The organism is Pseudomonas sp. PvP009 (assembly GCF_017832995.1).
GTDB lineage: Bacteria > Pseudomonadota > Gammaproteobacteria > Pseudomonadales > Pseudomonadaceae > Aquipseudomonas > Aquipseudomonas syringae.
The window spans coordinates 3685945-3697555 of sequence record NZ_JAFIBG010000001.1 but is presented as its reverse complement, the minus strand read 5'-3'; the positions used below and the strand labels follow the sequence as shown (position 1 = coordinate 3697555).

Here is an 11611-nt window from a genome sequence, read left to right as displayed (position 1 = left end):
TGAGGGATCATGGATCAAATGGCACTCAAGGCCATAGAAGGCATCGCAGGCGCCGTGCGTGCGCCGTATCAGAGCATCACGGTCAACCGCCTGACACCGATCATCGGTGCCGAGGTCGGCGGCGTCGATCTGTCGCAACCACTCAGCGCCGAGCAGCTGACGGAAATCCGCCGGGCCTTTCTGGAAAATCACGTGCTGGTGTTTCGCGATCAGCACCTGACGGTCGAACAGCACAAGGCATTCGGCCGACTGTTCGGTCCTTTGCGCGCCTTGCCGGTGGATAGCATCGATGGCGATGACCCGGAACTGGTCGTGGTGCGCGCCAATGCCCAATCGCGTTTCGCTGCAGGCGAGCTATGGCACACCGACGGCACCGCTGATCTGGAGCCGTCGATGGGCTCGATGCTGTACGTCAAGGAGACACCCGCCATCGGCACCGGCGGCGACACGCTGTTTGCCAACATGCACCTGGCCATTGAAATGCTCTCGCCAGCGATGCAGCAGTTTCTCGGTGGGCTGACGGCCATTCACGATGGCGAGATTCCGTGGAAAGGCTATCAGCCACCTGCCGGCCTGCCGAAAAGCGAGCATCCGCTGGTGGTTCGCCACCCCGAAACCGGACGTCGCAGCCTGTTTGTCAATTCCGGGTTCACCTCGCATATCGTGCAACTCTCACCCGGCGAGAGCCACGCGGTGCTGACCATGCTGTTCGATCTGATCGCCCGCGAACCTTCTCTCAGTTGTCGCGTTCGCTGGGAGCCGAACACCTTGGTGTTCTGGGATAACCGTTGCACCCAGCACCACGCGGTGTGGGATTACTTCCCGCACTCGCGCTATGGCGAGCGGGTGACGATTCTCGGAGGGCGGCCCCAGGCCTGAAGGCGCTTGCGATTGACTGGCGAACGCCGGTCAGCTGCTTCATCAGCGCAGTGGAAGGTGGTATATCAGGTCGTCGAACCACTGATCGCCGATCTGATAGGCCTGCGGGACGCGGCGCTCGAAGCTGAAGCCGCATTTCTCCATCACCTTGCAGGAGGCGATGTTGCCGTCGGTCACGGTCGATTCCAGTGAATCCAGGCCGATGGCGGCGGCGTAGTCGATGATTGCGCGACATGACTCGGTGCCGAAGCCCTTGCCTTGATGTTCCGGCAGCAACAGATAGCCCACTTCGGCATGACCCGGCGACAGGATACGAAAGCCGCTGACCCCCAGTTCGGCATGGCTCTGGGCGTCCATGACCACCAGGCACAGCCAGTGATCGGACGCCGGCGTCCACTCGGGCAGGCGATGATCGAAGCCTTTGCGGATCTGCGGCTCTTCGATTTTTCCGAATACGTACTGCATGGTCTCGGGCTCGGAGTGCAGCCTGAAAAACAACGGCCAGTCACTGGCGAGCAGGGTCCGCAGATAAAGCCGTTCGGTGTGTAGTTCCAGCATCCGTTGCTCCCGGGGCAATCAAAAAAGGCACCGGGTTTTGTACCCGGCCTGCGGCCAATGATCAATAATGCACGCGTATTTCATCGCCGTTGCTCACGGTAATCGTGATGCAACCAGACAGGATCAAATCCTTCGGCAGGTCAGGGACGAGTCAATGGCATTTCGCGTATTGGTCATCGGTGGCTACGGCAACTTCGGCAGCCTTATCTGTAATCATCTGGTGATGATGCCGGACATCGAACTGGTCATTTCCGGTCGTGACCCCCGCAAGCTTGCGGAAAAGGTCGCCGCACTGCAAACGCTGGGGGGCAGGTTCTGCGAGAGCTGGTGCGTGGACATCATGCAGGATGGCGCGGGCAGTGAGCTGGGTGAATTGGGCATCGATCTGCTTATCCACACCGCGGGGCCTTTTCAGGGCCAGTCGTATGCCGTGGCCCGGCATTGCATTGAGGCGGGTGTGAATTATTGCGACCTGGCGGATTGCCGGGCGTTTGTCGCCGGCATCGCCACCCTCGATGCCCGAGCGCGCGAGGCAGGTGTCAGCGTGCTGAGCGGGTGCAGCTCGGTGCCGACGCTTTCGGCGGCGATCATCGATCAGCATCGCCAGCGTTTTCTGCGCATCGATTCGATAGAGCATGGCATCTCCTCGGCAGCGAAAATGCCCGGTCTGTCGACCGTGCGCGGCGTGCTGGCCAATGCCGGGCGGCCGATCAGGCAACTGCGCAACGGCAAGGTCCACGACGTTTACGGCTGGATGGACCTGAGCCTGCGCCGGATGCCCGGCATGGGCACGCGGCTGGTGGCCAATGTCGACGTCCCGGACCTGGATGTATTCGCGACGCGCTACGCCGCGCAGAATCTGAGCTTCAAGGCCGGTTCCGCGCTCAAGGCCGGCGGCATCGCGACCTGGCTGGTGGCGCTGGCGATTCGCTGCGGGCTGCTGCGCGATCCTGCGCCGTGGGCCGAGCGCCTGTACCGTTGGGGCGCGCGCTTTGAACAGTGGGGTGATCGAAAGAGCGCGATGTACATCGATGTCGATGGCGTCGACCTCGACGGCCAGCCGTTGCGCATGCGTGCGCAACTGACTGCACTGAACGACAAGGGGCCGGAGATTCCCGGCAGTGCCGCCGTCGCGCTGAGCAGCAAAATGGCCGGTGGCTATCGTCCACAGCCCGGTGCTCGGGCCTGCGTCGGAGAAATCACCGTGGACGAGTACCTGGCGGCGATTGATGAGCCGGAAAACATCCGGCTGGATGTTCATTTCAATAACCACAACGCCTGACGCAGCAGCAGATGTCCGATGGCTCTGTACAGGCGGCTTGTGTGGCTTTTTGATTGCACTTTTTTGCTGTTTTCTACAGCACCAATCATCGGAAAATTCTGCTCAGGCAACTTAAATAAATCTTAATCATCGATCCCTGACCCCGTAACTCATGGGGTGCGAGGTCCTCTCTCTCGACCGGTCCGTTATTCCAGACACATTAACTATCAAGTTAAATCTTTCAGCGCCGACTCACGGGTATTCCGCAAAAATTAAAGGCACACACGTAATGAGCGCAAAATGGTTGGACAATTTGAACGTCAGCAAGAAGCTCGGGCTGGGCTTTGCCGCTATTTTGCTCGGAGTACTGACCGTCACCGTCATCGGCTACTCCAGTACCAACCTGCTGATCGAGCGCATGGGCAAGAGCAGCAAGGTCGCCGAGATCAAAGCTGACGTCCTGAGTGCCAGGATCGCTGCGCAAGCCTATGCGACCGGTCCTACTGCTGCAGGTGTACAGAACTACGCTGGCGCTCTGGATACCTTGAGCCGCAGTGTCGATAAGGGCCTGCAGGTGTTCGTGGTATCGAGCAACCTGGCCAAGCTGCGCGATATCAAGGAGCAGGTGGGCGGTCTCAAGCAGACCTTCGATCAATTGGTCGGTATTAATCAGAAAGTCGATGAGGCGTTGAAACCGATCATCAAGGTTTCCGATGACGTCAGCGCGACCTTCGAGAATCTGCTGAACAAGACCATTGACGACACCTTGCGCGCGCCGAATGAAACCGGCATCAGGCAGGTCAAGATCGCTGGCGACTTGCGTAACGGCATGACCAATTTCCGTCTGGTGTTTCGCCGCTACCTGAGTGTTCCGAATGCCGACAACCGTCAGGCCACCTATAAGTCCGCCGATGCCCTGATCGCGCAAGTGGATGCCGCTCGCAGTCAATTGCCTGTCGAGGCAAATGCCGCAGTGGATGCTGCGCTGGTCGCGTTGAAACAGTACAAAGTGCTGATGACGTCGATCTCGGACATGCTTCAGCAGACCGAGCAGATCCGCAACGACCTGCAACAGCAATCTATAGCGACCGCAGCCCGCGCCGATGACTTGGCGGCACAGCAGGTCATCAGTGCCAAAAAAGAACAGGAAACCGCTGTGGTGCAATTGCTCAGCGTGGCGCTGGTCGTGCTGCTGGTCGGCATCTTTGCTGCGTTCCTGATCACGCGCCAGATTACCGTGCCGTTGAGCAGCACCGTGATTGCGGCGCGCCGGATCGCCGACGGCGATCTGACCCATGACACCAGCACCACCCGCCAGGACGAACTGGGCCTGTTGCAGAACACCATGCAGCACATGACTGTTTCGCTGCGCGGCTTGATCGGTGGGATCGGCAACGGTGTCACGCAGATCGCCACGGCGGCCGAACAGTTGTCTGCCGTCAGCGAGCAGACCAGCGCGGGCGTGACCCTGCAGAAAAACGAAGTCGACCAGGTCGCCACCGCCATGAACGAGATGGCCTCTACCGTACAGGAAGTGGCGCGCAACACCGAAGACGCTTCGCAAGCCGCCAAACAGGCCAGTGAGCGCGCCGCTCACGGCAGCAGTGTGGTGCAGCATGCCACGCGCGAAATTGGTCAGTTGGCCGGTGAAGTGCAGCAACTGGGCCAAGCCATGCAGCGCCTGACCGAAGACAGCGGCAAGATCGGCAGCGTGATTGACGTGATCAAGGCGGTCGCCGAGCAGACCAACCTGCTGGCGCTCAACGCAGCCATCGAGGCTGCACGGGCAGGCGAGCAGGGTCGTGGTTTTGCGGTGGTGGCTGACGAAGTCCGCTCGCTGGCTCAGCGTACGCAGAATTCCACAACCGAAATCGAAGCGCTGATCCAGGCGTTGCAAAAAGGTACAGGCGCCGCCTCGGGCCTGATGGACGCCAGCCTGCAACGCACTGAAGGCACCGTGGTGCTGGCTCGTCAGGCCGAACAGGCGCTGGTGGAAATCAATCAGTCCATTGGCACCATCGAACAGATGAGTCAGCAGATTTCCGCCGCGGCCGAGCAACAGAGCGCTGTGACCGAAGAAATCAACCGCAGTGTACTCAGCGTGCGCGACATCGCCGATCAGTCGGCTTCAGCCACCGAGCAAAGCGCAGCATCGACCGTCGAGCTGGCCCGTCTGGGCAGCGATTTGCAGAGCATGGTCGCGCGTTTCAAGATTTAACCTGCGCTAGGCTCTGTACGAAAAGTCGGCGAGCGAAGGTCAGGCGAGGCAAAAACAGGCGAGGAACGGCCGGGGTCGCGTTCGACTCTACGTGTTGTAAATGAGCATTCCGATTGGACTCGCATCCGAGCCTGTTTTTAACGAAGCATCACCGAGCGCAGCCACTTTCGTACAGAGCCTAAGCAAAGTCGGCCTCCTGAGCCCATCAGTCGGCCGACTGCTGTTGTTCCGCTCGCACCACCATCCACACGCCGATACCTGACACCGCCATGCCTGAGGCCATCTGCCAGGACAGCGGTTCGTCGAACATCGCCCAGGCCCAGAGCATCGTCACCGGTGGGCTGAGGTAGAGAACGCTGGCGACGCGGGTGGCTGTCGCGCGGCGCAGACACACCCAATACAGTCCGTAACCGCCCAGGGTTGCCAGCCCGACCGTCCATAGCACGCTCAGCGCAAAGCCGGTACTGGCTACAGGCGCCAGGCTGCCCTGTGTGCCCTGAATGATCGCGAAGGCGACGCTGGAGACGGCGCATTGCAGCCACAGATTGGGGAGCAGTGCCATAGGCTCTGCGGTGCCTGACTGTTTCTGCCACAGCGTCGCGATGGCCAGTGACAACATGCCCAGCAGCGGCAGGCCGTAGGCCCACAACGGTGCGTCACCCACCGCAAGCGCGCTGTAGGTCACCAGCACTATGCCGATCAGCCCGACAAACAGTCCCGCCCAGATTTGCCAGGCCAGCCGTTGTCCGAGCACTACTGCCGCCAGGAGTGCCATGCCCATCGGCAACAAATCGGCAAACAGCGCAGCGAGGCCGGCTGGCACGCCCAGCGCAATACCCTGCGTGACACCGGCGACGTAGCCGGTCATGGCCAGCAAACCGATGCCCGCGTTTTTCAGCAGCGTGCCAGCCGGGATCGACCTCAGTTGCCTGGCAACAAAAGGCAGCAGGATCAGGGTAACCACCACACAGCGCCAGAACACCACCAGCAGCGGCGGCGCATGTTCCAGCGAAAAGCGTGCGCCGACGAAGCCCGAACTCCAGGTCAGAATAAGCGCGGCTTCAAGCAGAGGAAGGGGAATGGCCTGATGCCAGGCAGGCCGCGAGACGTTAGGAGCAATCGACAGGTATGGGTTCATGGACACAGGTTACGAAACCGGCGTAGTCTAATAAATCAAAATTAAATGCATAAGTTGTTCAGGAATAATGAATCATGACGGCCATTCTCGACATCGAACTGGTGCGCACCTTCCATGCGGTGGCGCGGATAGGAAAGTTTTCAGCCGCCGCCGAGCAACTTCATAAAAGCCCGGCAGCAGTGAGTGTGCATGTCCAGCGCCTGGAGGCCGTGGCGGGCGGGCGCTTGCTCAATCGGGACAACCAGGCAGTGTCGCTGACGGCGCTGGGCAAGCGCCTGCTGTTGTCGACGACAGAGCTGCTGTCCACGCATGACCGGGTGCTGGCGGATCTGCAAGGCACTCATCTGGCCGGACGCATCACGCTGGGTGTTCCGGATGAATACGCCGTGCATGTCATTCGCGACATCCTGCCGGTTTTCGCGGCCGCGTGGCCCAATGTTGTGCTGGAATTGAAATCCGCACCCAGCTACGCCCTGCGCGAGCAGGTTGCGCGTGGCAAGTTGCAGACAGCAGTGATCGCGCAACCCAAAGGGCAGCTGAGTGCTGATACGCAGTTTCTGGTATCGACCAAACCGGTCTGGGTCGGGCCGGCCAGCGTTGCACTGGCATCCGCTGACCCGGTGCCGCTGGCGATTCACGCAGCCCAATGTCCCTATCGTGAAGCCATGCTGGCGTCACTCAAAGACAACGGCCGCAAAGTCCGCGTAGTTCTCGAAAGCCCGTCCAATCAGGCGATCAAAGCCTGCGTGGAAGCGGGCCTTGCGATCAGCCTCATCGATCGGAGCGGGGTCACAGACGCCATGCAGATTCTCGATGACCTGCCTGAAATAGCCGAGCACGAAATCGTCTTCCTGCGCTCGCCGTCGTCACAGAACGACGAGGCGGTGAGCCTGCTGGCGCAGGCCCTGCAGAAGTATTTTCGGGTTTGATAGCGAAGCTGTGTGCAGTAAACGTCTTTAAACGTCTTTGCGGTTTACCACACGGGTGGCGACTGTCTTCTGGTGTGGAAAATCCGTAGAACCTGTAGTCGGCCGCTACGGATGCGATATGGACTCAGGTAAGGCAGGTCTGGCAGAGGCCATTCTCTGGTTCCGGCAATCCGTCCTTCCCGGCCCATGGCGGGAAAGCTCGCGAGCTGCGTTACGCTTGATTGAATGGCTTTCACGAAAGCAGCGGCAGCAGCTGGATTGTCCAGTGCGATATACGCAGCCTCCTCATCCAGATTCTTTAGTGCTGTTTTGAGCCACTCAACCTGCATTGCCTGACCATTTGTCCATGACAGCTTTTACGTCTTCTTGGCTTGCGAACTCGCCGGCGTCGGCTTCTTCGATGGCACGCTGAATTTCGGCAATCTGCCAAGCCTCGCGTGTCAGGTATTCGCGGAGCGCGTCGAGGGCCAAAAATGACTTGCTGCGCCCGGTCGCCTTTGCAAGGTGTGCAAGGGTATCTGCCATTTCGTCCGGCAGACGTAGAGACATTGTGGACATATGCACCTCACACGTAGTTATTTGTATTACATGAGGGTGCAGTGTAATACATGTGAATACGCCTGTAGATGCCGTTTCCATTTCTGGTTTGTCGGTTTTTTATCGGGTGCAAAATGGCCCGCGAATTCGCGGGCCATTCAAGCAGCTTTCGGGGTGGCTCAACCGTCCTTGAACAGAAAGCTGTAGGCATTCAGCGCCGGCACGCCGCCGAGGTGGGCGTAGAGCACTTTCGAGCCTTCGGGGAATTCGCCGTTGCGCACCATGTCGATCATGCCGTGCATGGATTTGCCTTCGTAGACCGGGTCGGTCAACACGCCTTCCAGGCGGGCGCAGAGGCGGATGGCTTCGAGGGTGCCATCGTTCGGCAGGCCGTATTCCGGATAGGCGTAGCGGGTGTCGAGCACCACGTCTTCGGCGCTGATTTCGCGGCCCAGCTCCACCAGTTTTGCGGTGTTCTGGGCGATACGCAGGACCTGCGCGCGGGTCTTTTCCGGCTTGGCCGACGCGTCGATACCGATCACACGCTGTGCCCGGCCATCGGCTGCGAAGCCCACCAGCATGCCTGCGTGAGTGCTGCCGGTTACCGAGCAGACCACGATGTAGTCGAACTTGAAGCCCAGCTCTTCTTCCTGCTGGCGCACTTCATCGGCAAAACGCACGAACCCCAGGCCGCCATAAGGGTGTTCCGAGCAACCCGCTGGAATCGGGAACGGTTTGCCGCCGCCTTCCTCGACGTCGGCCATGGCCTTTTCCCAGCTCGGGCGAATGCCGATATCGAAGCCTGCCGAATCCAGACGCACATCAGCGCCCATGATGCGCGACATCTCGATATTGCCGACCCGGTCGTACAACGCGTCCGAATAGTTGACCCAATTCTCCTGAACCAGCACGCACTTCATGCCCAGATGCGCCGCTACGGCTGCCACCTGACGGGTCTGGTTGGACTGGATGCCACCGATCGATACCAGTGTGTCGTAGCCACCGTCGATAGCTTCCGGCACCAGGTATTCCAGTTTGCGGGTCTTGTTGCCGCCGAAGGCCAGACCGCTGTTGCAATCCTCGCGCTTGGCATACAACTCGACCTTGCCGCCCAGATGCTCACTCAGGCGTTTCAGTGGGGTAATGGGCGAGGGGCCGAAGGTCAGAGGGTAGCGCTTGAACTTGCTCAGGTTCATATCGGGTCTCCGTTGATAAGTTGTTCCGGACATTGAAGGTGGGTCTCGATATCTTTATCGAGCCGCCCGGCATGGCTCCCATCATAGGAAAACCGCGAATAATCGTGGTTGCAAAGAATTGTCTATCTACAAAATAAGCGTTAGCCTGAATGCAACTAAACAGACTTTTATTGTGTGAATTTCATTATGAAAGCAATAAATGAACGCACTAAAAAGTCCGGTGCTGATGTGACGCCGCTGCTGGACAGGATTGACCGCGCCATCCTCAAGACCTTGCAACGTGACGCGTCCATTTCCAATGTGGCACTTGCCGAGAAGGTCAAACTGAGTCCGCCTGCGTGCCTGCGGCGCGTCGAGCGGCTGAAAGAGGCGGGCGTGATCAAGGGCGTGGTGGCGTTGCTCAATGGCGATGTTCTGGACGCGGGCATGGTGGTGCTGATCGGTGTCGTGCTGGACCGCTCGACACCGGATTCATTCGCCCAATTCGAAGCCGCTGCGCAGAAGGTTTCCGGCTGTATGGAGTTTCATGTCGTCACTGGCGAGTTCGACTACTTCATGTTGTTGCGCACCAGGGACAGTCAGAGCTTCAACCGTTTGCACGCCGAACAGTTACTGTACTTGCCCGGTGTCAGACAGATTCGTTCGTTCATGGGACTGCGTCAGGTCGTTTCCACCACACAGTTACCTCTCTGACGGGGTTTGGCGTGGCCTGTTTGCTGCATGCAGCGTCAAACGTTCACGTTTGACCAAGGTCAGAGTTGCTGACTGCCACACGATTGACTCTGGCGCATGATTCAATCAGTGCCGTTTCCTTTTTTTTACTTGCTCAAGGATTTTCATTTTGGCTGCTGGAAGCTTGCTTACCCTGCTTGACGATATTGCGACGCTGCTCGATGACGTGGCACTGGCCACGAAGAAAACGGCGGGTGTGCTGGGTGATGATCTGGCGCTCAATGCCCAGCAGGTCACCGGCGTTTCAGCGGATCGCGAATTGCCGGTTGTCTGGGCCGTGGCCAAGGGGTCGCTGCTCAACAAGGCCATTCTGGTTCCGGCAGCGTTGCTGATCAGTGCCTTCGCACCCTGGGCGATTCTGCCGTTGCTGATGATCGGCGGTGCGTTTCTGTGCTTCGAGGGCTTCGAGAAAATCGCCCATAAATGGCTGCATCCCGAAACCGGCGAAGAGCATGAGCAGCGTAAGCAGGCGTCGGCGGATGCGTCCGTGGACATGGTGGCGTTCGAAAAGGAACGCGTCAAAGGCGCGATCCGCACGGACTTCATTCTTTCGGCGGAAATCATCGTGCTCGCACTGGGTGTGGTCTCGGCCAGACCCTTCATGGATCAAGTCGGCGTGCTGGTCATCGTTGCAGTGCTGATCACTGTGGGTGTCTACGGGCTGGTGGCCGGTATCGTCAAACTCGATGACCTGGGCCTGTACCTGAAGAAAAGCGCAGCTTCGGCTGCACAAAAGATCGGTGCCGGCCTGCTGTGGTTGGCACCGGTGTTGATGAAAGTGCTGTCGATCGTCGGTACGGCTGCGATGTTCATGGTCGGCGGCGGGATTCTGGTCCACGGTCTGCCGTTCGCTCATCATTGGGTCGAGGGTGTGACCGAAGCGGCAGCGGGTGCGGTAGGCGGTCTGTCGATGGTCGTTCCGACGCTGATCGATGCTGTTGCCGGGGTCATTGCCGGTGCCGTGCTGGTGCTGGTCGTGACATTGATTGGCAAGGTCTGGAAAGCTGCGAAGGAGTGATTGAGGCGGTCATCCACACTTCTGATCTAAGGCCGTGGAAGCGAGCCGGGCGACGCTTCGCTTGCTCGCGAAGGGGTTGGTACAGCCAACCGAAGGGTGGCTGAAACACCGCCTTCGCGAGCAAGCGCGCTCCCACAGAATTCCGCAGTGAGCGTCATCACCGTCAAACAACGTGCTTAGAAGAACACCTTGACCAGCAAGCTCGCGGTGTTCTGATCGGTGTCGAAGGAGCGGGTGTCCTTGATGCCGTATTTGTTGGTCCAGTAGTCATATTCGATACCCACGTACAGCTGCCGCTCCGGGTAATTCAGTGCCTTGCCCAGGTCGTACTTGATCTGCGGGTTGAAGTGCAGGTTGGAGTGGTAAGTGCCACGCGAGGTCTTGTCGTTGTCGACTACCCAGTCCATGAAACCGTCGATCAGCACATCCGATTTGCCCACCGGAATGGTGTAGGACCACACCGGAGTGATCTGCCACACGCCGTCGCCCGGGCGATTGCCTTCGGTCTGGCGCTGGTAGAAGTTAAGCTGGAAATAGTCGAAACCCGGGATCTTCAAGTCGAACGCCGGACCGATCAGGTACGACTCGTTATCGCCCTCACCAAACTCGTAAGTTGCGGCAATCAGCACATCGCTGATCGGCCCGAACTCGAACTTCTGGCCGAAGATCTTGCCCAGCGAAAGCCGTGGCGAGAACTCGCCGTAATAGGTGTTATCGCCAGCGGTTGCGTCTTTCTTGCCGTTGTAGAAGATCTTGTCGACGAAGAAAAAGTTGTCGCCGTACTTCCAGCTGTCCGCGTGCTCAAAGGTGAAGGTCTGCTGATTTTCCGGGTTGACAGCAAAGTCTCGTCCATTGAGATAGGTCAGGCTATTACTCTGCCACTGGAAGATATCTCCTGCCATGGCGGGTGCAGCAGCCAGCAGACTGCTGGCCAGTAATGCACTGGAAATCGTACGGTTCATGCGGTGAGCCCCTTGATGTAGATCGTGATTTTTTCGGACTGGCGTTCTATGCGTGACGCCTTGTCGGTGGTTGCAATAATTTGTCTGTCTGGTCAGCTTTGTGTTGTTAGCAAGAGCTGCGCCAATCAGTGAAAAAAAGTTTAAGTAACCCTTCAAACCGATATCGAAGTGTCGATTTCAGGT

12 protein-coding genes are annotated in these 11611 nt (G+C 58.9%); 6 read left to right on the top strand and 6 right to left on the bottom strand.

The genetic code is table 11. The features are described from left to right. Positions 1-9 precede the first annotated feature (9 nt). Positions 10-879 carry a TauD/TfdA family dioxygenase gene (locus JOE29_RS15715; RefSeq protein WP_024662583.1) on the top strand — a complete coding sequence of 290 codons (870 nt, stop codon included), beginning with the start codon at positions 10-12 and terminating at the stop codon, positions 877-879. Positions 880-921: 42 nt separating this feature from the next. On the opposite strand, the gene JOE29_RS15710 is transcribed toward JOE29_RS15715, so the two are convergent. After that, positions 922-1437 carry a GNAT family N-acetyltransferase gene (locus tag JOE29_RS15710; RefSeq protein WP_003348960.1) on the bottom strand — a complete coding sequence of 172 codons (516 nt, stop codon included), beginning with the start codon at positions 1435-1437 and terminating at the stop codon, positions 922-924. A gap of 154 nt (positions 1438-1591) precedes the next feature. Here JOE29_RS15710 and JOE29_RS15705 point away from each other — a divergent pair, with 154 nt between their 5' ends. Then, positions 1592-2719: a saccharopine dehydrogenase NADP-binding domain-containing protein gene (locus JOE29_RS15705; protein WP_210079682.1), complete on the top strand. Its 1128-nt coding sequence runs from the start codon at positions 1592-1594 to the stop codon at positions 2717-2719. A gap of 268 nt (positions 2720-2987) precedes the next feature. Then, the gene (locus JOE29_RS15700) at positions 2988-4916 is read left to right on the top strand and encodes a methyl-accepting chemotaxis protein (protein ID WP_016567635.1); all 1929 of its coding nucleotides are present in this window, start codon (positions 2988-2990) and stop codon (positions 4914-4916) included. A gap of 205 nt (positions 4917-5121) precedes the next feature. On the opposite strand, the gene JOE29_RS15695 is transcribed toward JOE29_RS15700, so the two are convergent. Next, positions 5122-6054: a DMT family transporter gene (locus JOE29_RS15695; RefSeq protein WP_210080019.1), complete on the bottom strand. Its 933-nt coding sequence runs from the start codon at positions 6052-6054 to the stop codon at positions 5122-5124. Between the two features lie 74 nt (positions 6055-6128). On the opposite strand from JOE29_RS15695, the gene JOE29_RS15690 reads away from it, so the two are divergent. Continuing rightward, positions 6129-6983: a LysR family transcriptional regulator gene (locus tag JOE29_RS15690; RefSeq protein ID WP_003423353.1), complete on the top strand. Its 855-nt coding sequence runs from the start codon at positions 6129-6131 to the stop codon at positions 6981-6983. Positions 6984-7027: 44 nt separating this feature from the next. Here JOE29_RS15690 and JOE29_RS15685 read toward each other — a convergent pair whose 3' ends face one another. From JOE29_RS15685 to JOE29_RS15675, 3 genes are all read right to left on the bottom strand, one after another. Continuing rightward, positions 7028-7312 (bottom strand): type II toxin-antitoxin system RelE/ParE family toxin, encoded by a 285-nt coding sequence (locus JOE29_RS15685; RefSeq protein ID WP_074997002.1) that lies wholly within the window; start codon positions 7310-7312, stop codon positions 7028-7030. Then, positions 7302-7541: a CopG family ribbon-helix-helix protein gene (locus JOE29_RS15680; protein ID WP_024648170.1), complete on the bottom strand. Its 240-nt coding sequence runs from the start codon at positions 7539-7541 to the stop codon at positions 7302-7304. Before JOE29_RS15680 ends, JOE29_RS15685 begins: the two co-directional genes overlap by 11 nt. 158 nt (positions 7542-7699) lie before the next feature. Further along, positions 7700-8716, bottom strand: coding sequence for a 1-aminocyclopropane-1-carboxylate deaminase (locus tag JOE29_RS15675; RefSeq protein WP_003423368.1), 1017 nt, complete (start codon positions 8714-8716; stop codon positions 7700-7702). A 186-nt stretch (positions 8717-8902) separates the two neighbouring features. On the opposite strand from JOE29_RS15675, the gene JOE29_RS15670 reads away from it, so the two are divergent. Both JOE29_RS15670 and JOE29_RS15665 read left to right on the top strand, forming a co-directional pair. After that, positions 8903-9409: an Lrp/AsnC family transcriptional regulator gene (locus JOE29_RS15670; RefSeq protein WP_003315203.1), complete on the top strand. Its 507-nt coding sequence runs from the start codon at positions 8903-8905 to the stop codon at positions 9407-9409. 148 nt (positions 9410-9557) lie between these two features. After that, positions 9558-10466, top strand: a complete 909-nt coding sequence (locus JOE29_RS15665) for a DUF808 domain-containing protein (protein WP_032660395.1) — start codon at positions 9558-9560, stop codon at positions 10464-10466. A 176-nt stretch (positions 10467-10642) separates the two neighbouring features. On the opposite strand, the gene JOE29_RS15660 is transcribed toward JOE29_RS15665, so the two are convergent. Beyond that, the gene (locus JOE29_RS15660; RefSeq protein WP_003396313.1) at positions 10643-11428 is read right to left on the bottom strand and encodes an outer membrane protein OmpK; all 786 of its coding nucleotides are present in this window, start codon (positions 11426-11428) and stop codon (positions 10643-10645) included. Positions 11429-11611: the final 183 nt, after the last annotated feature.

Coding starts and splice junctions, on each gene's coding strand:
- JOE29_RS15715 (WP_024662583.1), top strand. CDS start 10: ATGGATCAAATGGCACTCAAGGCCATAGAAGGCATCGCAGGCGCCGTG.
- JOE29_RS15710 (WP_003348960.1), bottom strand. CDS start 1,437: ATGCTGGAACTACACACCGAACGGCTTTATCTGCGGACCCTGCTCGCC.
- JOE29_RS15705 (WP_210079682.1), top strand. CDS start 1,592: ATGGCATTTCGCGTATTGGTCATCGGTGGCTACGGCAACTTCGGCAGC.
- JOE29_RS15700 (WP_016567635.1), top strand. CDS start 2,988: ATGAGCGCAAAATGGTTGGACAATTTGAACGTCAGCAAGAAGCTCGGG.
- JOE29_RS15695 (WP_210080019.1), bottom strand. CDS start 6,054: ATGAACCCATACCTGTCGATTGCTCCTAACGTCTCGCGGCCTGCCTGG.
- JOE29_RS15690 (WP_003423353.1), top strand. CDS start 6,129: ATGACGGCCATTCTCGACATCGAACTGGTGCGCACCTTCCATGCGGTG.
- JOE29_RS15685 (WP_074997002.1), bottom strand. CDS start 7,312: ATGCAGGTTGAGTGGCTCAAAACAGCACTAAAGAATCTGGATGAGGAG.
- JOE29_RS15680 (WP_024648170.1), bottom strand. CDS start 7,541: ATGTCCACAATGTCTCTACGTCTGCCGGACGAAATGGCAGATACCCTT.
- JOE29_RS15675 (WP_003423368.1), bottom strand. CDS start 8,716: ATGAACCTGAGCAAGTTCAAGCGCTACCCTCTGACCTTCGGCCCCTCG.
- JOE29_RS15670 (WP_003315203.1), top strand. CDS start 8,903: ATGAAAGCAATAAATGAACGCACTAAAAAGTCCGGTGCTGATGTGACG.
- JOE29_RS15660 (WP_003396313.1), bottom strand. CDS start 11,428: ATGAACCGTACGATTTCCAGTGCATTACTGGCCAGCAGTCTGCTGGCT.